Consider the following 26135-nt stretch of genomic DNA (forward strand, 5'->3'; position numbering starts at 1 on the left):
AACAAGGCTTTGAGTATCTGCGGTCTGTTGCAAAAGGTAGTTAATGATGAGCGCAAGGCACTTTCTCTCCCTGATGGATTGCACGCCCGAAGAGCTGGTCAGCGTGATCCGTCGAGGCATTGAGCTTAAAGACCTGCGTAACCGCGGTGTACTGTTTGAGCCGTTGAAAAACCGGGTACTCGGGATGATTTTCGAAAAGTCCTCGACACGCACACGCCTGTCGTTCGAAGCCGGCATGATCCAGCTGGGTGGCCAGGCCATCTTCCTGTCACCGCGCGACACCCAATTGGGCCGTGGTGAGCCGATCAGCGATTGCGCCATCGTGATGTCGCGCATGCTCGATGCCGTGATGATCCGTACCTTCGCCCACAGCACCTTGACCGAATTTGCCGCCAACTCCCGTGTGCCCGTGATCAACGGCCTGTCCGATGACCTGCACCCCTGCCAGTTGCTGGCCGACATGCAAACCTTCCTCGAGCACCGTGGCTCGATCCAAGGCAAGACCGTGGCCTGGATCGGCGATGGCAACAACATGTGCAACAGCTATATAGAAGCGGCGATCCAGTTCGACTTCCACCTGCGCATCGCCTGCCCTGAAGGCTACGAGCCCAGCGCCGAGTTCATGGCCAAGGCCGATGGCCGTGTGCAACTGCTGCGCGATCCGAAAGACGCAGTGGTCGGCGCGCACCTGGTCAGCACCGACGTCTGGACCTCCATGGGCCAGGAAGACGAAACCGCCAAGCGCCTGGCCCAGTTCGCGCCGTTCCAGGTGACCCGTGCGTTGCTCGACCTGGCCGCGCCAGACGTGCTGTTCATGCACTGCCTGCCCGCCCACCGGGGCGAAGAAATCAGCCAGGACCTGCTCGACGATTCGCGCTCAGTCGCGTGGGATCAGGCCGAGAACCGCCTGCATGCGCAAAAAGCCTTGCTCGAATTCCTCGTACCACCGTCGTACCACCACGCATGAGCCAGTCATTACTGCTGAACCTGCGCAATCTGGCATGCGGCTATCAAGACCAGCGCGTCGTGCAGAACCTCAACCTGCACCTCAACGCCGGCGATATCGGTTGCCTGCTCGGCTCTTCAGGGTGTGGCAAGACCACTACCCTGCGCGCGATTGCTGGCTTTGAGCCGGTGCATGAAGGCGAAATCAGCCTGGCGGGCGAAGTCATCTCCCGTGCCGGTTTCACCCTCGCCCCGGAAAAACGTCGTATCGGCATGGTGTTCCAGGACTACGCGTTGTTCCCGCACCTGAGCGTGGCTGACAACATCGCCTTTGGCATTCGCAAGCACCCGCAAAAAGAGCGCGTAGTTGCCGAGTTGCTGGAACTGGTCAACTTGAAGAACCTGGGCAAGCGCTTCCCCCATGAGCTTTCCGGTGGTCAGCAACAACGCGTCGCTCTCGCCCGGGCCCTGGCGCCGGAGCCGCAACTGCTGTTGCTGGATGAACCCTTTTCCAACCTCGATGGCGAACTGCGCCGCAAGCTCAGCCATGAAGTACGCGACATCCTCAAGGCTCGCGGCACCAGCGCGATCCTGGTAACCCATGATCAGGAAGAGGCCTTCGCCGTCAGCGATCACGTCGGGGTCTTCAAGGAAGGCCGCCTTGAGCAGTGGGACACGCCCTACAACCTCTATCACGAACCGCAGACGCCTTACGTCGCCAGTTTCATCGGCCAAGGGTATTTCATCCGTGGTCGGCTGAACTCGCCCGAATCGGTCAGCACTGAACTGGGCGACCTGCGCGGCAACCGTGCCTACACCTTGCCGACCGGCGCTGCGGTGGACGTGCTGCTGCGCCCGGACGATATCGTGTATGCGCCGGACAGCGCGTTGAAAGCCCGGATCGTCGGCAAGACCTTCCTCGGCGCCTCAACGCTGTACCGGTTACAGCTGCCGACCGGCGCTCAGCTGGAGTCGATTTTCCCCAGCCATGCCGATCACCAAGTGGGCGCGGAGGTGGGGATTCGTGTGGCGGCTGAGCATTTGGTGGTGTTCCAGGCATCCGGCAGCACAGCGGCGCAAATTCCTGCTGTTGAGTCAGGCGTGCGCCGCCACAGCGTCGCTCACTGATAAAACCGGGTCGGGATGTAGGAGCTGGCTTGCCTGCGATGCAGACAACTCGGGTTATCTGTTACACCGCGTTGATGCTATCGCAGGCAAGCCAGCTCCCACATTTGATCCTCATAGACTTCAAAGAATGAATATCAGGCCCGCCCGATCGGTGCGAATTTGGCCTGGGTGTGTTCAGCCAACACCGCCGCTGGCAATTCAACTTCCAATCCTCTTCTGCCCGCGCTGACAAAAATCGTTGCAAAGGGTTGCGCCGTTTCATCGATAAACGTGCGCAGCCGCTTCTTCTGACCCAGCGGGCTGATGCCGCCCAACAGATAACCCGTGGAACGCTGCGCCGCTGCCGGGTCAGCCATTTCGACTTTCTTCACACCCGCAGCATGAGCCAGGGCTTTCAAGTCCAGACTTCCGACGACCGGCACAACCGCCACCAACAATTCACCCTTCTCACTGCTCGCCAGCAGCGTCTTGAACACCTGGGCCGGGTCCAGGCTCAATTTTTCCGCGGCCTCCAGCCCATACGAGGCTGCCTTGGGATCATGTTCATAACTATGCACATGATGTTCGGCGCGAACTTTTTTCAACAGGTCCAATGCAGGGGTCATAACGGCTCCGGGCGGGCAAACTGATGGCCAATTCTAGGCCAAGCCTACCTAAAACGCTCTAGCACAGACCTATCACCGCAAAAGCAACGCGCCTTGGCCATGATCATTCACCACACCAATAGTTCGGAAATGACCAATGGTTCACTTTCGACCTTTGACAGCGGTCATTCTTGTCTATATTTTTTCGTTTCCGAATACCGTAGGAATAATCCTCTGGTACTCCGCAGTAAGCCGCGATCCAGGATGGGGATCCTTCTCGTGGTGAATATCGCGCAACTGCCCGTTGAGGCCGTGCGCAAGACAAGAACAACAATTGAGGTTTTCCATGACAACTGCTCTTCAACAGCCTTCACTTTCGAGCCAATGCATGGCCGAATTCCTGGGCACCGCGCTGCTGATCTTCTTCGGTACAGGATGCGTCGCCGCGCTCAAGGTCGCGGGTGCGAGCTTTGGCTTATGGGAAATCAGTATCATCTGGGGGGTCGGCGTGAGCATGGCGATCTACCTGAGTGCCGGTATTTCCGGGGCTCACCTCAACCCGGCGGTCAGTATCGCCCTGTGCATCTTTGCCGATTTTGAAAAGCGCAAACTGCCCTTCTATATTCTTGCCCAGGTCGCCGGCGCCTTTTGCTCCGCCGCCCTGGTGTACACGCTCTACAGCAATCTGTTTTTCGATTACGAACAAACTCACCACATGGTCCGCGGCTCCCAAGCCAGCCTGGAATTGGCGTCGGTGTTCTCCACCTATCCCCATGCGCTGCTGAGCACGGCCCAGGCATTCCTGGTGGAGATGGTCATCACCGCCATCCTGATGGGCGTGATCATGGCTCTGACCGATGATAACAACGGCCTGTCACGCGGCCCCCTGGCCCCCCTGCTGATCGGTTTGCTGATCGCCGTAATCGGCAGCGCCATGGGCCCGTTGACTGGCTTTGCGATGAACCCGGCACGGGATTTCGGTCCCAAGCTGATGACCTTTTTCGCCGGTTGGGGTGAAATGGCCTTTACTGGCGGTCGCGATATTCCTTATTTCCTGGTGCCGATTTTCGCTCCGATTGTCGGCGCATGCCTGGGCGCTGCGGCCTATCGCGGGCTGATTGCTCGCCACCTGCCGAGCGCCGCACCGGCTATCGCTGAAGAAACACCTGACACGGCTGTCAACGGCAAGACTCGTATTTCCTGAAAGCGCCAGCCTGGTCCCCTGCCCTTCGCGGCCCAGGCTGATTTCTGACTTCCTTATTTCGTCCAAGGCAATTGACATGACCGACCTTCAGAATAAGAACTACATCATTGCCCTTGATCAGGGCACCACCAGTTCCCGGGCGATCATCTTCGATCGTGACGCCAACGTGGTGTGTACCGCCCAGCGTGAATTCGTCCAGCACTACCCGCAGGCTGGCTGGGTTGAACATGACCCGATGGAAATCTTCGCCACCCAGAGCGCGGTGATGGTCGAAGCGCTGGCGCAGGCCGGCCTGCACCATGACCAGGTGGCCGCCATCGGTATCACCAACCAGCGTGAAACCACGGTGGTCTGGGACAAGATCACCGGCCGCCCGATCTATAACGCTATTGTCTGGCAGTGCCGCCGCAGTACCGAGATCTGCCAGCAGCTCAAGCGCGACGGCCATGAGCAATACATCAGCGACACCACGGGCCTTGTGACCGACCCGTACTTCTCCGGCACCAAGCTCAAGTGGATCCTCGACAACGTCGAAGGCAGTCGCGAACGTGCGCGCAATGGCGAACTGCTGTTCGGCACCGTCGACAGCTGGCTGATCTGGAAATTTACCGGCGGCAAGACCCATGTCACCGACTACACCAACGCGTCGCGCACCATGCTCTTCAACATCCACACCCTGGAGTGGGATGCGAAGATGCTGGAGATTCTCGACATCCCACGGGAAATGCTCCCTGAAGTGAAGTCGTCGTCGGAAATCTATGGCCGTACCAAGAGCGGCATCGCTATCGGTGGCATTGCCGGCGACCAGCAAGCGGCCCTGTTTGGCCAGATGTGCGTGGAAGCGGGCCAGGCCAAGAACACCTACGGCACCGGCTGCTTCCTGCTGATGAACACCGGCGACAAAGCGGTGAAATCCAAGCACGGCATGCTCACCACCATCGCCTGCGGCCCACGCGGTGAGGTGGCCTACGCCCTGGAAGGCGCGGTCTTCAACGGCGGCTCCACCGTGCAATGGCTGCGTGACGAGCTGAAGATCATCAACGATGCCCACGACACCGAATACTTTGCCGGCAAGGTCAAGGACAGCAACGGCGTGTACCTGGTACCCGCTTTCACCGGTCTCGGCGCGCCCTACTGGGACCCGTATGCCCGTGGCGCACTGTTCGGCCTGACCCGTGGCGTACGCGTAGACCACATTATTCGCGCAGCCCTGGAGTCGATTGCCTACCAGACCCGCGACGTCCTCGACGCCATGCAACAGGACTCGGGCGAACGCCTCAAGGCCCTGCGCGTGGACGGCGGCGCGGTTGCCAACAACTTCCTGATGCAATTCCAGGCCGACATCCTCGGCACCCAGGTAGAACGCCCGCAAATGCGCGAGACCACCGCCCTCGGCGCGGCCTACCTGGCGGGCCTGGCGTGTGGCTTCTGGGGCAGCCTGGACGAGTTGCGCGGCAAGGCGGTAATCGAGCGCGAGTTCGAGCCACAGCTGGATGAGGCGGCCAAAGAGAAACTCTACGCCGGCTGGCAAAAAGCTGTGAGCCGCACCCGTGACTGGGAGCCGCACGAAGGCGCCGAATAAGCCAAGTGTTGGCTTACGGCAGGTGTAACTGGCAGGGAGCGGATTCCTGCGTCATCATGGGCCACTTTTGTATGGCAGCCCAAAGGACGCCCCATGAATCTGCCTCCCCGCCAACAACAAATCCTCGAACTGGTCCGCGAACGCGGGTACGTCAGTATCGAGGAAATGGCGCAGCTATTCGTTGTCACCCCGCAAACCATCCGCCGCGATATCAACCAGCTGGCGGACGCCAACCTGTTGCGCCGCTACCACGGCGGCGCAGCCTATGACTCCAGTGTCGAGAACACCGCGTACGCCATGCGTGCCGACCAGATGCGCGACGAGAAGCAACGCATCGGTGAAGCCATCGCCGCGCAGATTCCCGATCATGCCTCGCTGTTCATCAACATCGGCACCACCACCGAATCCATCGCCCGTGCGCTGCTCAATCACAGCCACCTGAAAATCATCACCAACAACCTCAACGTCGCCACCATGCTCAGTGCCAAGGACGACTTCGATGTGTTGCTCACCGGCGGCAATGTGCGCCGTGACGGTGGTGTGGTGGGCCAGGCCAGTGTCGACTTCATCAACCAGTTCAAGGTCGACTTTGCCCTGGTGGGCATCAGCGGGATCGACGAGGACGGCAGCCTGCTGGACTTCGATTACCAGGAGGTGCGGGTTTCCCAGGCAATCATCGCCAATGCGCGGCAGGTGATCCTGGCGGCGGACTCCAGCAAATTCGGGCGCAATGCCATGATTCGCCTGGGGCCGATCAGCCTGGTGGACTGCCTGGTGACTGACCAGCAGCCGGTGCCGGCCTTGGTGCAAGTGCTGAATGAGCACAAGGTGCGGCTGGAAGTCGTTTAACGCCGGTTCAGGCGTCATCGCGTGCAAGCCCGACTCCCACAATTTGAAATGCGATCAAATGTGGGAGCCGGGCTTGCCCGCGATGACGCCCTGAACAAGACCGATACATTCACCTTTGTTCATAATTCTTCCTTTCTCCGCCCTTCGATGAGTTTTTTCAATCGAAGTCGGGTGGCTGTGCCCGCAATTATCAGCTACCATTTTCGAAAATGAACATTAATGTTCGAATTCCAAGACGAAAAGATCGCGAGGCCAGCCGATGAACCCTTCCACCTTGCCTGCTCCACCGCTTGCCGAAGTCTATGACGTTGCCGTAATTGGTGGCGGGATCAATGGCGTCGGGATTGCAGCAGACGCAGCCGGTCGCGGTTTGTCGGTATTCCTTTGCGAAAAGGATGACTTGGCCAGCCACACCTCATCGGCCAGCAGCAAGCTGATCCACGGTGGACTGCGTTACCTGGAGCATTACGAATTCCGTCTGGTGCGTGAAGCATTGGCCGAACGCGAAGTACTGCTGGCCAAGGCACCGCACATCGTCAAGCAAATGCGCTTCGTACTGCCGCACCGCCCGCACCTGCGCCCGGCCTGGATGATTCGTGCTGGTCTGTTCCTTTATGACCACTTGGGCAAGCGCGAAAAGCTCGCGGGTTCCAAAAGCCTCAAGTTCGGTGCCGACAGCCCGCTGAAAAGCGAAATCACCAAAGGCTTTGAATACTCCGACTGCTGGGTCGACGACGCCCGCCTGGTGGTACTCAACGCCATGGCTGCCCGCGAGAAAGGCGCGCACATCCACACCCAGACCCGTTGCGTCAGCGCCAAGCGCAGCAACGGCATGTGGGAAATGAACATGGAACGTGCCGACGGCAGCCTGTTCTCGATCCGCGCCCGCGCCCTGGTGAATGCCGCCGGCCCATGGGTGGCCAAATTCATCCGGGACGACCTGAAGCTGGATTCACCGTACGGCATTCGTCTGATCCAGGGCAGCCACCTGATCGTGCCGAGACTGTACGAGGGTGCTCACGCGCATATTCTGCAAAACGAAGACCAACGCATCGTCTTCACCATTCCGTACCTGAACCACCTGACCATTATCGGCACCACCGACCGCGAATACACCGGCGACCCGGCTGCAGTGGCGATCACCGAAGGTGAAACCGACTACATGCTTAAAGTGGTCAACGCGCACTTCAAGAAACAGCTGAGCCGCGACGATATCGTCCACACCTACTCCGGCGTGCGCCCACTGTGCAATGACGAGTCGGACAACCCGTCGGCTATTACGCGTGACTACACCCTGTCGCTATCCGGCGGCACCGGCGAAGCGCCGATCCTGTCGGTGTTCGGTGGCAAGCTGACCACCTATCGCAAACTGGCTGAGTCGGCCATGGCCCAACTGGCGCCGTACTTCACCCAGATGCGCCCAAGCTGGACTGCCACAGCCAGCCTGCCCGGTGGCGAACACATGACTACCCCAGAAGCCCTGGCCGATGCCATCCGCGCCAAGTTCGACTGGGTACCGAGCGAGATCGCCCGTCGCTGGTCCACCACCTACGGCAGCCGCACTTGGCGCTTGCTGGAAGGCGTGCAATCGCTCGCCGATCTGGGTGACCACTTGGGTGGCGGCCTCTATACCCGCGAAGTCGACTACCTGTGCGCCGAAGAGTGGGTAACACAACCGCAGGACGTGCTGTGGCGCCGTACCAAGCTTGGCCTGTTCACCACGCCGCAAGAGCAGGAAAACCTGCAGCGCTACTTGTCCAAGGTCGAGCAGAACCGCAGCAAGATCGAAGCCGCCTGACCGCCCCAGTGTAGGAGCGAGCGTGCTCGCGAAAAACCCGAGAGCGCCGCGTTTATTCAGCATAAACGCGGCGTTTTTGCGTTTTTCGCGAGCACGCTCGCTCCTACGGACTATTCGGTTTTCCGAACGCGCACCTCTGCCCTATTCGGTTTGCCGGACTACCGACCGAAAATACTGCCAAAACAAAAAGTTAATTTCCATATAAATCATGAAGTTATCCTTTTGTTTTCGGTATGGCACGACTCATGCTCTACACTCTTCAACGATTGCCTGAGGCGCCTTAGGAGCCGTCACGGGCAGTCGCTTTACAAGAGAGCCGTTCAGCTGGCTTCATAAAAAAAACAAATGTCGAGGAAGTATTGATGCGCATCGTTCCCCATATCCTGGGCGCAGCTATCGCTGCTGCTCTGATCAGCACTCCAGTTTTTGCCGCCGAACTCACCGGCACACTGAAGAAAATCAACGACTCCGGCACCATCACTCTCGCTCACCGCGACAGCTCCATTCCGTTTTCCTACATCGCGGATGGCTCGGGCAAACCCGTGGGCTACTCCCACGACATCCAGTTGGCCGTTGTCGAGCAACTGAAAAAAGACCTGAACAAACCCGACCTCAAAGCCAAGTACAACCTGGTGACCTCGCAAACCCGTATCCCGTTGATCCAGAACGGCACCGCGGATCTGGAGTGCGGCTCCACCACCAACAACACCGAACGCGCCCAGCAAGTTGATTTCACCGTCAACATCTTCGAAATCGGCACCCGCCTGCTGGTCAAGAAAGACAAGGAAGGCAAGCCGTCCTACGCTGACTTTGCCGACCTGAAAGGCAAAAACGTCGTGACCACCGCCGGTACCACGTCCGAGCGCATCATCAAGGCGATGAACGCCGACAAGCAGATGGGCATGAACGTTATCTCCGCCAAAGACCACGGCGAATCCTTCCAGATGCTCGAAAGCGGCCGCGCCGTTGCATTCATGATGGACGACGCCCTGCTGGCCGGTGAAGAAGCCAAGGCCAAGAAGCCGGACGACTGGGTCATTACCGGTACTCCGCAGTCCTTTGAAGCCTACGCTTGCATGGTTCGCAAAGGCGACCCGGACTTCAAGAAAGCCGTGGATGACGCCATTGTCGCCCTGTACAAGTCCGGCGAGATCAACAAGATCTACGCCAAATGGTTCGAAAGCCCGATCCCACCGAAAGGCCTGAACCTTAACTTCCCGATGAGCGACAAGGTCAAGGAGCTGATCGCTAACCCTAGCGACAAACCAGCGCCAGAAGTAAAAATCTGATACCTGACTAAGCTTATGTCCTGAGGGAGCCAACCCTCCCTCAGGCGTCTGTAATTACCTGCTGGTTTTAACTTGGAACACTCGACCTGGCGGTTTTCGAGCCGATCGTGTGTGCCTGGCGTTCAACGTCAGGCGGGAACGGATCTTCCCCAAGCGGGTGCTTGTACATCGATCGATCTCGAGGGGAGACCCTAATGAATTACAACTGGGACTGGGGCGTGTTCTTCAAGTCCACCGGCGTGGGCAGCGAGACTTATCTCGACTGGTACCTCTCCGGGCTGGGCTGGACCATCGCCATCGCTGTCGTGGCATGGATTATCGCCTTGCTGCTGGGCTCCATTCTGGGGGTCATGCGCACTGTGCCAAACCGCCTCGTATCGGGCATCGCGACCTGCTACGTGGAACTGTTTCGTAACGTGCCGCTGCTGGTTCAGCTGTTCATCTGGTACTTCCTGGTACTTCCTGGTACCGGACATGCTGCCGCAGAACCTGCAGGACTGGTACAAACAAGACCTGAACCCGACCACCTCGGCCTACCTGAGCGTCGTGGTGTGCCTGGGCCTGTTCACCGCCGCCCGTGTGTGCGAGCAAGTGCGTACCGGTATCCAGGCGCTGCCACGCGGCCAGGAATCCGCGGCGCGCGCCATGGGCTTCAAGCTGCCGCAGATCTACTGGAACGTGCTGCTGCCCCAGGCTTACCGCATCATCATTCCGCCGCTTACCTCGGAATTCCTCAACGTGTTCAAGAACTCCTCCGTGGCGTCCTTGATCGGCTTGATGGAACTGCTGGCGCAAACCAAACAGACCGCCGAGTTCTCGGCCAACCTGTTTGAAGCCTTCACCCTGGCCACGCTGATCTACTTCACCTTGAACATGAGCCTGATGCTGCTGATGCGCGTGGTCGAGAAGAAAGTCGCAGTGCCCGGCCTGATCTCCGTGGGGGGCAAATAATGGACTTCGATTTCAGCGGCATCATCCCCGCCATTCCAGGCCTGTGGAACGGCATGGTCATGACCTTGAAGCTGATGGTCATGGGCGTGGTCGGCGGCATCATCATCGGGACCATCCTGGCCCTGATGCGCTTGTCGTCCAACAAACTGCTGTCCCGCGTGGCCGGCGCCTACGTGAACTACTTCCGCTCGATCCCCTTGCTGCTGGTGATCACCTGGTTCTACCTGGCGGTGCCGTTCGTACTGCGCTGGATCACCGGCGAAGACACGCCGATCGGTGCGTTCACCTCCTGCGTCGTGGCGTTCATGATGTTCGAGGCCGCGTACTTCTGCGAAATCGTACGAGCCGGTGTGCAGTCGATTCCCAAGGGCCAGATGGCGGCGGCACAAGCCATGGGCATGACCTACGGCCAGACCATGCGCCTGATCATCCTGCCCCAGGCGTTCCGCAAGATGACGCCGTTGCTGCTGCAACAGTCGATCATCCTGTTCCAGGACACCTCCCTGGTCTACACCGTGGGCCTGGTGGACTTCCTCAACTCCGCCCGCTCCAACGGCGACATCATCGGCCGCTCCAATGAGTTCCTGATCTTCGCCGGTGTCGTCTACTTCATCATCAGCTTTTCCGCCTCGCTGCTGGTCAAGCGTCTGCAAAAAAGGTTTGCCGTATGATCTCTATCAAGAACATCAACAAGTGGTATGGCGACTTCCAGGTGCTGACCGATTGCAGCACCGAGGTTAAAAAAGGCGAAGTGATCGTGGTGTGCGGGCCATCCGGCTCGGGCAAATCCACCCTGATCAAGTGCGTCAACGCACTGGAACCGTTCCAGAAGGGCGACATCGTGGTCGACGGCACCTCCATCGCCGACCCGAAGACCAACCTGCCAAAACTGCGTTCGCGCGTAGGCATGGTGTTCCAGCACTTCGAGCTGTTCCCGCACCTGACCATCACCGAAAACCTGACCATCGCGCAGATCAAGGTGCTGGGCCGCAGCAAGGAAGAGGCCACCAAGAAGGGCCTGCAACTGCTCGACCGCGTGGGCTTGTCGGCACACGCCCACAAGCACCCTGGCCAACTCTCCGGCGGCCAGCAACAACGTGTGGCGATTGCCCGCGCCCTGGCCATGGACCCGATCGTCATGCTGTTCGACGAACCGACCTCGGCGCTGGACCCGGAAATGGTCAACGAAGTGCTCGACGTGATGGTGCAACTGGCCCACGAAGGCATGACCATGATGTGCGTGACCCACGAAATGGGCTTTGCGCGCAAAGTGGCCGACCGCGTGATCTTCATGGACGCCGGCAAGATCATCGAAGACTGCCCGAAAGAAGAGTTCTTCGGCGACATCAGCGCCCGCTCCGAGCGTGCGCAGCACTTCCTCGAGAAAATCCTGCAGCACTAAAAGCAACACCGTTCGTCCTGTAGGAGCCTGGCTTGTGTGGGAGCTGGCTTGCCTGCGATGGCATCGCCTCGGTGCAACTGTTACACCGAGGCGCCTGCATCGCCGGCAAGCCCGGCTCCCACACAAGCCCGCTCTTACACTGGCGAGAAGTAGCTGACCCAAGGCATCTGTGATGAAATGCGACCCCAATCAATATCGCGCCGCGCCGCCATCACTTGCCGTGAAGCCTCGTCTGATACGCCAACTGTTCCTGCCGCCGTTGATCATCGCCCTGATGGTCGGCCTGGGTTATATCGGCTTCTGGGTCAGTGACTACTACGGCATCCGCACCCTCAGCGACAATGGCGAACGCCAGTTGGAGCTGCACGCCCGCACCGTCGAAAGCGAACTGAGCAAGTACACCTACCTGCCCAGCCTGCTGGAGCTGGAGTCCAGTGTTTCCCAACTGCTCGCCGACCCGAACCAGGAAACCCGCAAGACGGTCAACGACTACCTCGAAGGCCTGAACCGCCGCAGTCGCAGCCGCGCCATCTATGTAATGGACACCACCGGCCGTGTGCTGGCCACCAGTAACTGGCGCGATGCCGACAGTTACCAAGGTGAGGACCTGTCCTTTCGCGCCTATTTCCAGAATGCTGTACGCGGCCAGCCCGGTCGTTTCTACGGCATCGGCAGCACCAACGGCGAACCCGGCTATTACCTGGCCCACGGCCTGGAAGAGCACGGCAAGATCATCGGCGTCGCCGTGGTCAAGGTGCGCCTCGAAGCCCTTGAAGAGCGCTGGCAACGTGCGCGCCTCGAAGCTTTCGTGAGCGATGAGAACGGCATCATTATTCTTTCCAGCGACCCCGCGCGTCGCCTCAAAGCTGTACGCCCGCTGAGCGATGACACCAAGGACCGCCTGGCCCACAGCCTGCAATATTACTGGGCGACGCTCAATGAACTGCAACCCCTGGCCCGTGAGCGCCTGAACGAAGGCACCGAGAAACTGACCTTCCCGGCCAACACCGAAGTGGTCAACGACCAGCACGCCGTCAGCTACCTGGCGCAAACCCGCCCGCTGAACGACACGCCGTGGAACTTCACCCTGCTCACCCCGCTCAACGACCTGCGCCGCGCCGCGATCAACCAGGGCATCCTGGTGGCCGTCGCCTTTGGCCTGGTCGCCTTCCTGCTGATCGCCTGGAACGAACGGCGCAAGGTCATCGCCACCCGCCTCGCCGCACGGGAAGCCTTGCAGGAAGCCAACAGCCAGCTTGAGCGTCGGATTGCCGAACGCACCGCCGACCTGCGCGCCAGCAACGAACGGCTCAAGGGCCAGATTCGCGAACGACGCCAGGCCGAAGAAACCCTGCGCCACGCCCAGGACGAACTGGTGCAGGCCGGCAAACTCGCGGCCATCGGCCAGATGTCCACCAGCATCGCCCATGAACTGAATCAGCCGCTGGCAGCGCTGCGCACGCTGTCGGGCAACACCGTACGCTTCCTTGAGCGCGGCGCCCTGGACACTGCCAGCACCAACCTCAAGACCATCAACGAACTGATCGACCGCATGGGCCGCATCACCGCGAGCCTGCGCTCCTTTGCCCGGCGCGGTGACGACCAGGGCGAAGCCAGCCTCGGCAAGGCCGTGGACGCCGCGTTCCAGGTGCTCGGCGCGCGCCTGGACAGCCTGCCGTTGACCGTGCACCGTGACTTTGCCAACGCCCAATTGCAGATCGACCAGACCCGCCTGGAGCAGATCCTGGTCAACCTGATCGGTAACGCGCTCGATGCGATGCAGGCCCAAGCAGTGCCGCAACTGTGGCTGGAAGGCCAGAACGGCGATGGCAAATACCGCCTGTTGGTGCGTGATAATGGCCACGGCATCGACCCCGAGGCGCGCAAGCATTTGTTCGAACCCTTTTTTACCACCAAGCCCGGCGAACAAGGCCTGGGCTTGGGCCTGACCCTTTCCGCAAGCCTCGCGGCCGCCACAGGCGGTAGCCTTGCCGTGGAACATCCGGCCAATGGTGGTACCGCCTTTGTCCTGAACCTGCCATTGGTGGGCGCTCAACGAGCTGAGTCGACATGAATACACAAGCCCAAGACCTTACCGTCCTGATCGTCGAAGACGACCCCCATGTACTGCTCGGTTGCCAGCAAGCATTGGCGCTCGAAGACATCACTAGCGTCGGCGTGGGCAGCGCCGAAGAAGCGCTCAAGCGCATCGGCGAAAACTTTGCCGGCATCGTCATCAGCGATATCCGCCTGCCGGGCATCGATGGCCTGGAACTGCTGACCCGCCTCAAGGCCCTGGATAAAAGCCTGCCGGTGGTGTTGATCACCGGGCATGGCGATATCTCCATGGCGGTGGGCGCCATGCGTAACGGCGCCTACGACTTCATGGAGAAGCCCTTCTCGCCCGAACGCCTGGTGGACGTGGCACGCCGCGCCCTGGAACAACGCGGGCTGGCGCGGGAAGTCTGGTCGCTACGCCGGCAACTGGCCGAACGCGACTCGCTGGAAGGCCGCATCATCGGCCGCTCGCCGGCCATGCAAAACCTGCGCGAACTGATTGCCAATGTCGCCGATACCTCGGCCAACGTGCTGATCGAAGGCGAGACCGGCACCGGCAAGGAACTGGTCGCGCGCTGCCTGCATGATTTCAGCCGGCGCCATACCCACCAGTTCGTCGCCCTCAACTGCGGTGGCCTGCCGGAAAACCTGTTTGAAAGCGAGATTTTCGGCCACGAGGCCAACGCCTTCACCGGCGCCGGCAAACGTCGCATCGGCAAGATCGAGCATGCCCATCAAGGCACGCTGTTCCTCGATGAAGTAGAGAGCATGCCGATCAACCTGCAGATCAAATTGCTGCGGGTGCTGCAAGAACGTACGTTGGAACGCCTGGGTTCGAACCAGAGCGTGGCGGTGGATTGCCGGGTAATCGCTGCCACCAAGTCCGACCTCGACGAGTTGAGCCGCGCCAGCCAGTTCCGCAGCGACCTGTACTACCGCCTCAACGTCGTCACCCTGGAACTGCCGCCTTTGCGCGAACGGCGCGAAGACATCCTGCAACTGTTCGAACACTTCCTGCAGCAATCGTCGCTACGCTTCGACCGGGCGGTGCCGGAGCTGGACAACCAGACCCTATCCAGCCTGATGAGCCACGACTGGCCAGGCAACGTGCGTGAGCTGCGCAACGTCGCCGAACGTTTCGCCCTCGGCCTGCCCGCCTTCAAGAAAAGCGGCGCCGGCAGCGGCAACCAAGGGGTTGCCTTTACCGAGGCGGTGGAAGCCTTTGAGCGCAACCTACTCAACGATGCCCTGCAACGCAGCGGCGGGAACCTGACCCAGGCCAGCCAGGAACTGGGGATGGCCAAGACCACCCTGTTCGACAAGGTCAAGAAATACGGGTTGAGTCACTGATGGATCTGTTCCTGAAGGCTGCACTTGGCGCCGCAGTGGTGCTGATCCTGGCGGCGCTGGCCAAGACCAGAAACTATTACATCGCAGGCTTGGTGCCGCTGTTTCCCACTTTTGCGCTGATCGCCCATTACATCGTCGGCAAAGGCCGAACGGTTGCGGACTTGAAGACCACGATCCTGTTCGGGATGTGGTCGATCATTCCGTACTTTGTGTATTTGGCGACGCTGTATGTGATGGTCGATCGGCTGCGGTTGGAGGCATCGCTGGCAGTCGCCGCCGTGGCCTGGTTGATGGTCGCGACGGTGTTGGTCAGCGTGTGGGTACGCCTGCACACCTGACGCAACACGGCAGATCGTTCCCACGCTCCCGCGTGGGAATGCAGCCAAGGACGCTCCGCGTCCACACGCGTGACGCAGAGCGTCACCAGAGGCACTCCCACGTGGAGCGTGGGAGCGATCATGAGTTCCCACACTCAGATCAGCGCACGATCTTGTCGACCTGAATCCCCAGCTTCTTCAGGCGATACCAGAAGCTCCTTTCGGAAATCCCGATCCGCTGCGCCGCCGCGGCCTGCACCCCATTGCTCTCCTGCAGCGCCGCAAGAATATAGGCTTTCTCCACTTCGGCCAGCGCCGCATCCAGATCCCGCGGCACGCCTGGGCCGTCGCTGAGGATCGCGGTCACATCACCCTCGCTCGGTGTGGAAGCAAACAGATACCCCGGCAAATCAATATCCTCGATCACCGATGAAGCCGCCACGATGGTTGCGCGCTCCACGCAGTTTTGCAGCTCGCGGATATTGCCCGGCCAGTGATACGCCGCCATGGCCTGCAACGCCTCGGGGCTGAAACCGGTGATACGTTTGCCAGTGGTGGCACTCAGGGTGTGGGCGAAGTGGCGTGCCAGGGGCGCGATGTCTTCCACGCGTTCGCGCAAGGACGGCAACGGAATCGGGAAGACATTGAGGCGGTAATACAAGTCTTCGCGAAACTCCTTGGCCGCCACCGCATCCAGCAGGTTCTTGTTGGTGGCGGCAATCACCCGTACATCCACCTTACGCTCGCGGGGGTCGCCTACCGGCTCGATAACCCGCTCCTGCAAGGCGCGCAGAATCTTGGCCTGCAACGCCAAGGGCATATCACCCACCTCATCCAGAAACAGCGTGCCCTTGTCGGCCTGCATGAAACGCCCTACCCGGTCAGCCACGGCGCCGGTGAACGCGCCTTTGCGATGGCCAAACATCTCGCTTTCCAGCAAGCCTTCAGGGATGGCCGCGCAATTGACCGCCACGAAGGGTTGGTCGGCACGGCTGCCATGCTTGTGGATGGCGCGGGCGACCATTTCCTTGCCAGTGCCGCTTTCGCCGGTCAGCAGGATGGTGGCGTTGCTTTCACGCACCGAATCCACCGCCTGGAGCACCTGGCGAAACGCCGGGCTATCGCCCACCAGGCTGTCGAACTGCGCATGCTCGTCCAGCTCGGCGCGCATGCGCGCGTTGTCGCGCATGATGTCGCGAAATTGCAGGGCCTTGGCCACGGTAATGTCCAGCTCGTCGATGTCGAACGGCTTGGCAATGTAGTCATAGGCACCGTTACGCATCGACTGCACGGCGTTTTTTACCGTGCTGTAGGCCGTCATCACGATCACCGGCAAGGTCGGATAACGCACCTTGATCTCAGCCAGTAACGCCGGCCCGTCCATGCCCGGCATGCGCCAGTCGCTGATGACCAGGTCGATGTCCTCCTCCCCCAGCACCTTGAGCGCATGCAGGCCATTGCCCGCGCTGAACACCTGGATGCCGTTCTGGCTCAAGGCCTGGGTCAGCAGATCACAGAGCTTGGGCTCGTCGTCGACCACCAATACGTTATGCGTCATGCCCGTCCTCATCTTCACCGTCGTCTTCACCGTCAGCCGGAATGTACAGGCTGAAGGTCGCGCCGGCATCTTTCTCACTGGCGCATTCGATGCTGCCGTCGTGACTTTCCATGATCGAATAGACTTTGGCCAGGCCCAGGCCTGTGCCCGAGGCCTTGGTGGTGACGAATGGCGTGAAGATGCGCTCCACCATGTCCGCCGGGATGCCTTCGCCGGTATCGGCGATGCTGATCACAGTGTTGTCGCCCACGCTGCGAATGCCCAGGGTCAGGCGCCCGCCGTCGGGCATCGCGTCGACGGCGTTGAGAATCAGGTTGAGACAGGCCTGTTTGAGCTGCTTGGCATCGGCGTAGATCGTCGCGCCAGGCGCCTGGTCGTCGATCTGCGCGTCAATGCGATGGCTACTCAGCTCCGGGCCGCAGAAACCGAGGATTTCTTCCACCAGGGCGCGTGCCGGTTGCTGCACGCGTATCGGCGGGTTGGGCTTGGCGAAATCGAGGAACTCGGTAATCAGCTCGTTGATGCGGCTGACTTCGCTGATGACATATTCCAGGTGACGTTTGTCGGTTTCCGCCAGGTCAGCGCGCCGATGCAACAGTTGGGTGGCGGTCTTGATGATGCCCAGTGGGTTGCGAATTTCGTGAGCCAGGCCCATGGCGACTTCACCCAGGGCATGCAAGCGGTCACGCCGACGCAGTTGGGCTTCCAGATGATGCAACTCGCCCAGGCGTTCGGTCATGTGGTTGAAGGTGCTGCTCAATTGCGCCAGTTCGTCACCGCCACTGACCACCACACGGTGCGCATAACTGCCCGAGATCACCGCATCCACACCCTGGGACAAATCGCGCAGGGGCTTGGTCAGGCGCCGCGACACCAACAACCCGGCCGCCAGTGACAGCGCCGAGCTGACCAGGAAGATCAGCACGAACAAGTTGCTCTGGTTCACCAACCCCACCAGGCTGGTATGGCGTAGCAGGCCGCTGAAGATCACGCCTTGCAACTCGCCGGCATCATTGAAAATCGGCCAATACAAACCGCTGTACTGGTTAGTGAACTGCTCGCTGGGCTGCTTGGTGCTGCGCAGGTAGGCCTCGACATTCTTGGGGATGCGCGAGGGGTGATTGGCGAAGCGCTGGGTGGAAAATATTTCGGAAAAACCGGCAGGGTTGGCCAAATACAGACGCAGGTCGAGGGAATGCACATCGGCCACGCTGGTGAGGAAACTGCTGTCCAGGTAAGTGGCGACCAGCAACAGGTAATCAACGCCGTCACGGCTGGTTTCGAAGGTGGACACCACCAGGCCCGTGCTCACGCCGGCGACTTGCACGGTTTGCAGCACCGCGTTGCTGGTGAGGTTGATCTGCCTGACGATGTCATCGGCGGCCGTGCTGAACATCACTTTACGGTCGCTGGTGCGGATCAGCGCGACCACGTCGATATCGGTGGCATCGGCAATGTCGGCGGTGAGCCGGTCATGCTTCTCGGCATTTTTGGACGACGGCGGGCTGGTATAGCGCAGGAACAGCTTGGCCATGCGCGCGTTGTCGTGAAGGATGTCGCCGATTTCGTCCTTGACGATCTTGGTCGACTCTTGCAGCCAGATACGCACGTTGCTGTCGAAAATCTGCGACAGCGTGGTGGCAGCCAGCTCAGCCGCGATCATGGTGGGAATCACGCTGACCAGCCAGAACGCCAGCACCAGCTTGCGCTGGACGCTCCAACGCGAGATGGCAAAGGGGCGGGCTTTCTGGCGGGTCTTGGTAATCATCAGGTTTCGCTTATCGCAGCAGCCATGGCAGGGTCGGAACGATCCGGTCGAATAAACAGTTTTACAAGCTTGAGCAGGCCGTTGACCAGCCGGTTACGGTGGCGGAAGAACAGGCTGTTGCCCTCGAACTCGCACCCCAGGCGCAGTTTACTGGCATACCCGGCCTGGCCGCACTCGTACACCGGAATACGGTGTTCAATACAATAGTCGACATTGGTCAACCAACTGCGGAAGTACAGGTTGTACTCGCGGCTGAACTCAAGGTCATGACCAAAGAACTTGTCCACCAGCCGATGCTCATCCAGGAGGATAAGGTTGAACGCCACCAGGCGCTCGTCCACCCAGTACAGAACACAGACCGCCCGCTCGTGCAGGTGTTCGAGCACGCCCGTGAAGTAACCGGCGGGCAGGCGTTCGAACTGCAAGTCTGCGCGCGCGAGCGTGGCTTCATACAGGCGCATGACCTCGGGCAGCACGTCATCGATATTACGCCGCCACTCGACCCGCGGCCCTGGTGCGCGCAGTTTGCGGCGCAGGTCCTTGCGCGTGGATTTGCCCAGCGAACCCAGGTAGGCATCCACCGAGCCATAAGGCAGCGGCAACACCCCCGTGGGCAAGCTGGGCATGCTTTGAAAACCTGCGGCAAGGCAGCTCTGGGTCCAATGCGGGTCGTTGGTGGGCGCATCCTTGACCGCCAGCAAGCCGATACCGAGCGCGTCGGCATCGCTGCGCGCAGCCTCCAGTAACTGCTGCAACAGCAACGGGCGCCGGGATTCGGGCACATGGCTCGCGACACCGGCATCACAGCGTTCAGCCACCGGCGAACCGATGGCGTACAACGCCAATTGCAAAACGCCAGGCCACAGCTGCTCCAGGCGCTCGGTCAAGCGCTTGCCGGCCCCCGACACCGTGGTGTCGAGGCGATAATGGGTGACGAACGCGGCAGCCACGGCCACCAGCGTTTGATCCTCGAAGACCGCGAGGTAACGCCACTGAAAGTCATCGATCGCGGCGTTTTCCACGGCCAGGTAATAGTCCCAATCCTCCAGGGCACCGGGAAAACAGTCGTTCCAGGCATCGCGCTGGATAGCCCGGATGGTCGGGAAGGCTTGGGTGGTTATCACAGTTTTTCCTTATCAACGCCGTTCTACTGTAGGAGCGAGCTTGCTGTGGCGAGGGAGCTTGCTCCCGCTCGACTGCGCAGCAGTCGCAGGCTTTTGGGGGTGCTTCGCACCCCAGCGCAAGCAAGCTTGCTCGCCACAGCAAGCTCGCTCCTACAAGTAAACTAATCACGCCACACGATTGAGTTGCACTGCGTGCTGCTCGACAAACCTGGCACTCAACTCGATCACCCGCCGGTACTGCAAATCGACGGTGATCATGTGGTAGCAGTTGTCCAACAGGATCTTGGTCACCGGCCCGCCGAGGTGGCGCTCCACGTAATCGGCGTTCCAGCGGCTGGTGATGTCGTCCTCAATGGAGTGCAGCACCAGCGCCGGCACCTTGATCTGGGGCATGCGCTTCTTGACCACGGCGTTCATGCGGTGCAGCTCGCGCACGGTGATGCCTTCCATGGTCAGCAACCCCGCCTCACTGCTCTCGCCTTCCTTCATCTGCCGCTCGACGATGGCCCGCAGGCGCTCGTTCTTGATGCCGTAGGGCGGCTTCTCTTCGAAGCTGCAAATGTGCACGCCGAACGGAATCTTCATCAGCAAGGGCGTGAGAAACGCCAGTTTGTTGATGCTCCAACCGTCGTACTTCAAGGTGGTGGAATACATCAGCAACCCCGCGACTTGCCCGGGATGTTCGGACGCCACATACATCGACATCACCGCGCCCATGGACAAACCGCCGACAAACACCTGCCCGTGGCGTTGCTTGACCTGTACGAAGGTCTTGCGCACGCCTTCGTACCAGTCCCTCCAGCCGGTGGCCTGCAGGTCGCTGTTGTCGCCGCAGTGCCCCGCCAGTGTGGGCACATACACCGTGCAGTTGCCTGCCTTGGCCAGGCCCTTGGCGACCTGGCGCAATTCAGTCGGCGTGCCGGTCAGGCCGTGGATCAACAGGATCCCGACCGGACCTTCACCGAGAACGAAACCGGCAGTGCCTTCACCGAGGTCGATCCCTTGAGCATTCACCGCTTGGTCGCTCGCACCAGCAGTTGCTCGAGCAACTTCAGGCCCAGATCGATTTCCGGGTAGCTGATTTCCAGGGACGGCGCCAGGGTGATCACGTTCTTGTAGTAACCGCCTACGTCGAGGATCAGCCCGAGTTTCTGGCCGTCTACCAGCATGTCGCCTTTCATGCCTTCTTCGACCATGTAGTCCAGGGTCGCCTTGTCCGGGGTGAAGCCATCCGGGCCGCAGATTTCGCAGCGCAACGCCAGGCCCAGGCCGTCCACATCGCCGATGATCGGGAAGCGTTTTTGCAAGTCTTGCAGGCCTTCCAGGAAGTATTTGCCCTTGGCCATGACCATGGCGCCGTAGTCGACTTCGCTGGTCATCTTGAACATTTCCAGGCCGACGGCGGTGCCCAGCGGGTTGGAGGCGAAGGTGGAGTGAGTCGAACCTGGCGGGAACACCTTCGGGTTGATCAACTCTTCACGGGCCCAGATACCGCCCAACGGGTTGAGGCCATTGGTCAGCGCCTTGCCGAACACGATCACGTCCGGCTGCACGTCGAAGTGCTCGATCGACCAGAGTTTACCGGTGCGGTAGAAGCCCATCTGGATTTCATCGGACACCATCAGGATGCCGTGCTGATCCAGGACGTGCTTGAGTTCGCGGTAGAAGTTCATCGGCGGGATCACGTAGCCGCCAGTGCCCTGGATCGGCTCGACGTAGAAGGCTGCGTATTCGCACTGGTTGGTCTTAGGGTCCCAGACGCCGTTGTATTCGGTCTCGAACAGGCGGGCGAACTGCTGCACGCAATGGCTGCCGTACTCTTCCTTGGTCATGCCCTTCGGGCCACGGAAGTGGTAAGGAAAGGGAATGAAGTTGGCGCGCTCGCCAAAGTGGCCGTAGCGACGACGATAGCGGAAGCTGGAGGTGATCGACGAGGCGCCGAGGGTGCGGCCGTGGTAACCGCCTTCGAAGGCGAACATCAGGCTTTTGCCGTTGCTGGCGTTGCGCACCACTTTCAGGGAGTCTTCGATCGACTGCGAGCCGCCGACGTTGAAGTGCACACGGCCGTCGAGGCCGAACTTGTTCTTGGCATCGACCGCGATCATTTCCGACAGCTCGATCTTGCCTTTGTGCAGGTACTGGCTGGCGATTTGCGGCAGCGTGTCGATCTGCTTTTTCAGCGCGTTGTTCAAGCGCGGGTTGGCATAGCCGAAGTTGACGGCCGAGTACCACATTTGCAGGTCGAGGTAGGCCTGGTCTTCGGTGTCCCACACATAAGAGCCTTCGCAGCGGCTGAAAATACGCGGCGGCTCGATGTAGTGAACGGTGTCGCCGTAGGAGCAATACTTGGCTTCTTTATCCAGAAGCACCTGGTCTTCGGCGGTAGCGATACGGATATCAGACATGATGGAAGAGTTCCTGATTGTCAGAAGAGGTGTTGAAGGTGGTGGCGTTGGCGGCGAGGCCTTGTGGCAGCTTGGCCAGCAACGCCGGCACTTGCGCAAAGGTGTCGAAGCGCGCATGAGGAATCTGGTGGGCGACGCAGTAGTCGGCGAGGCTGCCCTTGGCGAACACGAAGTCGGCGGTGGAGGCCACGCACATGTCGGACTTGCCGTCGCCGATCACCAGCACGCGCTTGTTGCGCGGCGTGGATCTGCACTTGCAGTTGCCGGCAGCAGCGCGACAGGCATCGCTGGCATACGGGAAGTCGATGCGCCAGCTGTCCTGGTCAACCTGGCGCAGGCGGTTGGCGAGGATCGGCAGCAGGGTCACGTAGTTGCGCGAAAGGATGCGGGCAATGCCCTGCTCGAGGCCGTCGCTGACCACTTCGATGGAAGCACCCAGGCCCATGACGTGATCGACGAAATCCGGGAAGTCCGGGTCGATCTCGACACTGTCAAAGTACGCCAGCAGTTCAGCCGGGGTGGCCTTGATCAGCGCCAGTTGGCGGCTCAGGCATTCGCGTGAACCGATATGCCCATCCATCCATTCCTGCTCAATGGTTTCCCACTCGGGGCCGGCGAAGCGTTGGAGGACGTTGTCGATGACATCCGTGGGAGTAATGGTCCCGTCGAAGTCACACACGATATGCCAGTTGATCATCTGCCTTTCCTTTAGGTAAAGGGCCTTGGAGGAGCGCGCTGTATGCGCTTGCCAAGGGATAGAGCAGGGACTGTGCCAACTGGCGAAAACCCCGCAGGGCTGGGGGTTAGGGCGAAATGCGCGGTGATAGGTGTCGCGGGAGCTACAATTTTTGTAGCTTGCTACAAACAACATGAGTGCTTGCGCAGGCGCGTCGGTTTGCGCGTTCATGCGCGCCTGTCCACCTTCAGGAAACGTCCCCATGTCCAAGCTCGCTGCTGCTGTATTCACCGGTTTACTTGGAGGGTGGGGCCTTTGCAGTGCCGCGTGGGCAGAAGGCATCACGGGCGACGTGGGCGTGGGCCTCAGCTATCAGCCCCACGACCCCAGCGGCAGCCGCTACGAAACCCGGCCTGTGCCTTACCTGGACCTGGATTGGGGTGACGTCAGCCTGAGTACCGATGACGGCCTTACCTGGAGCGCCCTGGATACCCACGGCCTTACCGCTGGCCCCTATATCAACTACCTGCCGGGGCGTACCTCCAACGGCGAATTGCAGGGCCTGCGCAACGTGTCGGACATGGCCGAGGTGGGCGGTTTCGTCCAATATGCCCCGGCCAATTTCTGGCGGGTCTACGCGCAATTGGGCCAGGCCGTGGGCGGCGGGCATTCCCAGAGCGGCGCCCTGGGTAAAATCGGCGGCGAACTGGGTTACCCCGTGGGTGGCGGGATTATCGGCAGCAATAGCCTGGTTGCGCATTTTGCCGATGCGCGCCAGACCAATACCTTCTTCGGCGTGGACAACAACGAAGCTGTCGCTTCAGGCTTGCGGCCTTATAACGCGAGCGGGGGCTTCCAGAACGTGACGCTGAGCCAAAGCTTCGCCTTCCCCCTGGCGCCCCATTGGTCGCTGCTGACCAGCGCCAGCTGGGTACACCTGGTGGGGTCGGCGGCCAAGAGCAGCATCGTCAAGGAGGCTGGCCATGTGAATCAGGGCCAGGTGCAGACGGCGATCAGCTACACCTTTGACTGAATCACCTGGGAGCAAAATGTGGGAGCGGGCTTGCTCGCGAAAGCAGTGTGTCAGTCACCCGATACTTCACTGATCCACCGCATTCGCGAGCACGCCCGCTCCCACAATGGGCCTGTGTTTCATATCTATCTTCAGTGTTCTTCGCCCTCAGCCAACAGTGCGATACCACCTATAATTACCACCACGCCCACCCAATGCAACACGCTGATGTGCTCCCCCAACCCCAGCCAAGAGCCCAGCAGCACCGCCACGAACACCAGCGAACTCAGCGGAAACGCCAGGGACAAACTGCTACGCCGCAGGATCAGCATCCACACAAAAAACGCACCCAGATAGCTGGCAATCGCCGCCAGAATCCCCGGGTTGCGCGCCACGTCCGCCAGCCATTGCCAACTGAAGTCCATCGGCCCCAACTGATCGCCGGCCACCTTGGTGAACAACTGCCCGGCGCTTTCGGTGGCGATCAGCAGTGCCCATAGCACCAGGGTGCCAACACGCCCGTGCAGCCAGCCGGTATTGATTGTTTGCGTTGTCATGCCTGATTCCCCGCGATCGCTACCAACATCACACCTAAAGTAATCACCAGCGTGCCCAGCCAACGACGCCGACTGACGGTCTCCTTGAGCACCACCCTGCCTGCCAGTACCACCAGGCAATAGGCCAACGCCGCCAGCGGAAACAGCAGACTCAAGGGCGCACGGGACAGCGCTTCGAGCCACACAAAAAACTCAATCACGTAGGCGCCGACGCCGGCCCACAACAGCGGCGCATTGAACACCTGGCCCCAGAACGCACGCAGGCGAAAACCGCCATCGAGTTGCGGCAAACGGTCCACGCCCAATTTGAAACACAGCTGGCCAATCACATCGAGGACGATGGAAAACGCCAGTAACAACACCACGGTCAGGGTCACGGGAACAGCTCCTCAAACAGGTCGATCAAGGCTTCATTGGTTGCCGCATTACGCTGCAAGTCTTGCGGGCTCCAGCGCTCCGGTGGCGGCTGGTCGGATTTGGCTTCCCAGCGCTTGAACGCGTTGCTGAATGCCGGCGTAGCGAACTCACCGCAGACGTCGATGCCAATGATGCGTTTACCCGCCGCCAACGCCCGCAGGGCCTGGAGCAAATGGGTCAGGCGCATGCCGCCCTGGTCCCAGTTGGTGGCGGCGTCTTCACTGGCGAGCACATCTTTGTCGATGGTGATCCAGATCGCCTCGGTGGGCAGGCTGGCAATCATCTGGTCGAGGAAGGCGCCCCAATCCAGGTCCGCCAGGTTGCGCCAGTGCAGGTGGTTTTCCTGTTGCTGGTGGCCGGCGCCGTCCCCCACCCGGCCCCAGACCTTGGACGGCGGATGCTGCCAGGGAAACAGCTGCAAACGCCCGCGCTTGAGGGCGCCAAGGTTGCCGCCGCGCAGTTGCGGGTTATGCAGGTCATCGCTGCACGGGCCGAGGGTGACGATGCGTTGGATCGCTGGCATCTTCAGCGCCCGGTTGACCCACGAACCACAGTGCCGCTTGGGCGCAAAGCGCACCCAGTCTGGGTGGTTGTCAAAGTGAATCAGGCTGACGGGCTCTTTGAGGTCTGCCAAAAACGCCGGCGTAAGGTGGTGATAATCCCCGGAACCGACAAACAGGATTTCCGGACGCGCGTCACGGGGCCGTGGCCGTTGGGCCAGGCGCTCGACGAAACGCGTCCAGGTTTTTTCGGTGGACCACAAACGCAATTTCGGGCCCAGGTCCAGCAGGTCCAGGCGCGTGGCCCGACCGCTGGCCAACCGCAGGGCAATCGGTGCCTGGCCGGTGAGGCTGTGGTCAAGGTCAAGAATATTCAAGGTAAGTTTCACCCCTAATGGCAGTGCCCAACCGCAGGCCGGTTGGGCTTTAGGGGGGTAATGCAAGGGATGGGCCAGCGCTTCTCTTAATACCGACACAGATCAAATGTGGGAGCTGGCTTGCCTGCGATGGCCATAGGTCTTCACACAACTTTGTGAGTTGTAACAGCAGACGCTAACTACGATGCGAAGCGAGTCGCTCTTGCTCTTGCTCTGCTTTTGATCTTAAGCGCCCCGTTAAACCACGCTGGCCGAACGCAGGCTTGAATTCGTGGGTAACCCGG

23 protein-coding genes and 1 pseudogene are annotated in these 26135 nt (G+C 60.4%); 14 read left to right on the forward strand and 10 right to left on the reverse strand.

Annotated elements, in window-relative coordinates; translation table 11 throughout:
• The first annotated feature begins 46 nt into the window (after positions 1 to 46).
• Together argF and OC445_RS19570 are read left to right on the forward strand one after the other, a co-directional pair.
• Positions 47 to 967: an ornithine carbamoyltransferase gene (gene argF / locus OC445_RS19565; RefSeq protein ID WP_034126463.1), complete on the forward strand. Its 921-nt coding sequence runs from the start codon at positions 47 to 49 to the stop codon at positions 965 to 967.
• Complete coding sequence (locus OC445_RS19570; protein WP_034126462.1) at positions 964 to 2073, forward strand: ABC transporter ATP-binding protein; 1110 nt, start codon at positions 964 to 966, stop codon at positions 2071 to 2073. Before argF ends, OC445_RS19570 begins: the two co-directional genes overlap by 4 nt.
• Before the next feature lie 134 nt (positions 2074 to 2207).
• Here the strand turns inward: OC445_RS19570 and ybaK are convergent, their stop codons facing one another.
• Positions 2208 to 2678, reverse strand: a complete 471-nt coding sequence (gene ybaK / locus OC445_RS19575) for a Cys-tRNA(Pro) deacylase (protein ID WP_054897716.1) — start codon at positions 2676 to 2678, stop codon at positions 2208 to 2210.
• Between the two features lie 325 nt (positions 2679 to 3003).
• Here ybaK and OC445_RS19580 point away from each other — a divergent pair, with 325 nt between their 5' ends.
• The 11 genes and pseudogenes from OC445_RS19580 to OC445_RS19630 all read left to right on the forward strand — a co-directional run bounded on the left by OC445_RS19580 (position 3004) and on the right by OC445_RS19630 (position 15478).
• Positions 3004 to 3861 (forward strand): MIP/aquaporin family protein, encoded by an 858-nt coding sequence (locus OC445_RS19580; RefSeq protein ID WP_198791345.1) that lies wholly within the window; start codon positions 3004 to 3006, stop codon positions 3859 to 3861.
• 76 nt (positions 3862 to 3937) lie between these two features.
• Entirely contained in the window at positions 3938 to 5443 is a 1506-nt protein-coding gene (glpK, locus tag OC445_RS19585) for a glycerol kinase GlpK (RefSeq protein ID WP_032893327.1), read from the forward strand.
• A gap of 93 nt (positions 5444 to 5536) precedes the next feature.
• Entirely contained in the window at positions 5537 to 6292 is a 756-nt protein-coding gene (locus OC445_RS19590; protein WP_003188962.1) for a DeoR/GlpR family transcriptional regulator, read from the forward strand.
• Positions 6293 to 6551: 259 nt separating this feature from the next.
• Positions 6552 to 8090 (forward strand): glycerol-3-phosphate dehydrogenase, encoded by a 1539-nt coding sequence (gene glpD, locus OC445_RS19595; RefSeq protein ID WP_034126461.1) that lies wholly within the window; start codon positions 6552 to 6554, stop codon positions 8088 to 8090.
• Positions 8091 to 8452: 362 nt separating this feature from the next.
• Entirely contained in the window at positions 8453 to 9379 is a 927-nt protein-coding gene (locus OC445_RS19600) for a glutamate/aspartate ABC transporter substrate-binding protein (protein WP_003188957.1), read from the forward strand.
• Positions 9380 to 9573: 194 nt separating this feature from the next.
• Positions 9574 to 10330 (forward strand): annotated as a pseudogene (locus OC445_RS19605) (amino acid ABC transporter permease).
• Entirely contained in the window at positions 10330 to 11001 is a 672-nt protein-coding gene (locus OC445_RS19610) for an amino acid ABC transporter permease (protein ID WP_003188954.1), read from the forward strand. Before OC445_RS19605 ends, OC445_RS19610 begins: the two are co-directional and overlap by 1 nt.
• On the forward strand, positions 10998 to 11732 hold the full coding sequence (locus OC445_RS19615) for an amino acid ABC transporter ATP-binding protein (protein WP_003188952.1): 735 nt from the start codon (positions 10998 to 11000) through the stop codon (positions 11730 to 11732). The genes OC445_RS19610 and OC445_RS19615 overlap by 4 nt, the downstream gene beginning before the upstream one ends.
• A 172-nt stretch (positions 11733 to 11904) precedes the next feature.
• Positions 11905 to 13806, forward strand: a complete 1902-nt coding sequence (locus OC445_RS19620) for an ATP-binding protein (protein ID WP_054897713.1) — start codon at positions 11905 to 11907, stop codon at positions 13804 to 13806.
• Positions 13803 to 15140 carry a sigma-54-dependent transcriptional regulator gene (locus OC445_RS19625; protein ID WP_034126459.1) on the forward strand — a complete coding sequence of 446 codons (1338 nt, stop codon included), beginning with the start codon at positions 13803 to 13805 and terminating at the stop codon, positions 15138 to 15140. The genes OC445_RS19620 and OC445_RS19625 overlap by 4 nt, the downstream gene beginning before the upstream one ends.
• Positions 15140 to 15478, forward strand: a complete 339-nt coding sequence (locus OC445_RS19630) for a GlpM family protein (protein ID WP_198791344.1) — start codon at positions 15140 to 15142, stop codon at positions 15476 to 15478. The genes OC445_RS19625 and OC445_RS19630 overlap by 1 nt, the downstream gene beginning before the upstream one ends.
• A gap of 139 nt (positions 15479 to 15617) precedes the next feature.
• On the opposite strand, the gene OC445_RS19635 is transcribed toward OC445_RS19630, so the two are convergent.
• The 6 genes from OC445_RS19635 to OC445_RS19660 all read right to left on the reverse strand — a co-directional run bounded on the left by OC445_RS19635 (position 15618) and on the right by OC445_RS19660 (position 23009).
• The gene (locus OC445_RS19635; RefSeq protein WP_054897712.1) at positions 15618 to 17015 is read right to left on the reverse strand and encodes a sigma-54-dependent transcriptional regulator; all 1398 of its coding nucleotides are present in this window, start codon (positions 17013 to 17015) and stop codon (positions 15618 to 15620) included.
• Positions 17005 to 18783: a sensor histidine kinase gene (locus OC445_RS19640; RefSeq protein WP_057976061.1), complete on the reverse strand. Its 1779-nt coding sequence runs from the start codon at positions 18781 to 18783 to the stop codon at positions 17005 to 17007. The genes OC445_RS19635 and OC445_RS19640 overlap by 11 nt, the downstream gene beginning before the upstream one ends.
• Positions 18783 to 19907: a GNAT family N-acetyltransferase gene (locus OC445_RS19645; RefSeq protein ID WP_054897710.1), complete on the reverse strand. Its 1125-nt coding sequence runs from the start codon at positions 19905 to 19907 to the stop codon at positions 18783 to 18785. Before OC445_RS19645 ends, OC445_RS19640 begins: the two co-directional genes overlap by 1 nt.
• Positions 19908 to 20072: 165 nt before the next feature.
• Positions 20073 to 20921 carry an alpha/beta hydrolase gene (locus OC445_RS19650; RefSeq protein ID WP_198791343.1) on the reverse strand — a complete coding sequence of 283 codons (849 nt, stop codon included), beginning with the start codon at positions 20919 to 20921 and terminating at the stop codon, positions 20073 to 20075.
• A complete protein-coding gene (locus OC445_RS19655) occupies positions 20918 to 22312 on the reverse strand; it encodes an aspartate aminotransferase family protein (RefSeq protein ID WP_034126455.1) in 1395 nt (464 codons plus the stop codon). The genes OC445_RS19650 and OC445_RS19655 overlap by 4 nt, the downstream gene beginning before the upstream one ends.
• Positions 22305 to 23009, reverse strand: coding sequence for an MtnX-like HAD-IB family phosphatase (locus tag OC445_RS19660; protein WP_057976068.1), 705 nt, complete (start codon positions 23007 to 23009; stop codon positions 22305 to 22307). Before OC445_RS19660 ends, OC445_RS19655 begins: the two co-directional genes overlap by 8 nt.
• 241 nt (positions 23010 to 23250) lie before the next feature.
• On the opposite strand from OC445_RS19660, the gene OC445_RS19665 reads away from it, so the two are divergent.
• On the forward strand, positions 23251 to 24021 hold the full coding sequence (locus tag OC445_RS19665; RefSeq protein ID WP_057976070.1) for a MipA/OmpV family protein: 771 nt from the start codon (positions 23251 to 23253) through the stop codon (positions 24019 to 24021).
• Positions 24022 to 24152: 131 nt separating this feature from the next.
• Here OC445_RS19665 and OC445_RS19670 read toward each other — a convergent pair whose 3' ends face one another.
• From OC445_RS19670 to OC445_RS19680, 3 genes are read right to left on the reverse strand one after another with little or no spacing between them, the layout of a single operon-like run.
• Positions 24153 to 24557 carry an EamA family transporter gene (locus OC445_RS19670; RefSeq protein ID WP_034126452.1) on the reverse strand — a complete coding sequence of 135 codons (405 nt, stop codon included), beginning with the start codon at positions 24555 to 24557 and terminating at the stop codon, positions 24153 to 24155.
• Positions 24554 to 24934, reverse strand: coding sequence for an EamA family transporter (locus OC445_RS19675; RefSeq protein WP_003188930.1), 381 nt, complete (start codon positions 24932 to 24934; stop codon positions 24554 to 24556). The genes OC445_RS19670 and OC445_RS19675 overlap by 4 nt, the downstream gene beginning before the upstream one ends.
• The gene (locus OC445_RS19680) at positions 24931 to 25851 is read right to left on the reverse strand and encodes an arginase (RefSeq protein ID WP_198791342.1); all 921 of its coding nucleotides are present in this window, start codon (positions 25849 to 25851) and stop codon (positions 24931 to 24933) included. Before OC445_RS19680 ends, OC445_RS19675 begins: the two co-directional genes overlap by 4 nt.
• Between the last annotated feature and the right edge of the window lie 284 nt (positions 25852 to 26135).

Source organism: Pseudomonas sp. Pse35, assembly GCF_024519715.1.
Classification (GTDB): Bacteria; Pseudomonadota; Gammaproteobacteria; order Pseudomonadales; family Pseudomonadaceae; genus Aquipseudomonas; species Aquipseudomonas paracarnis.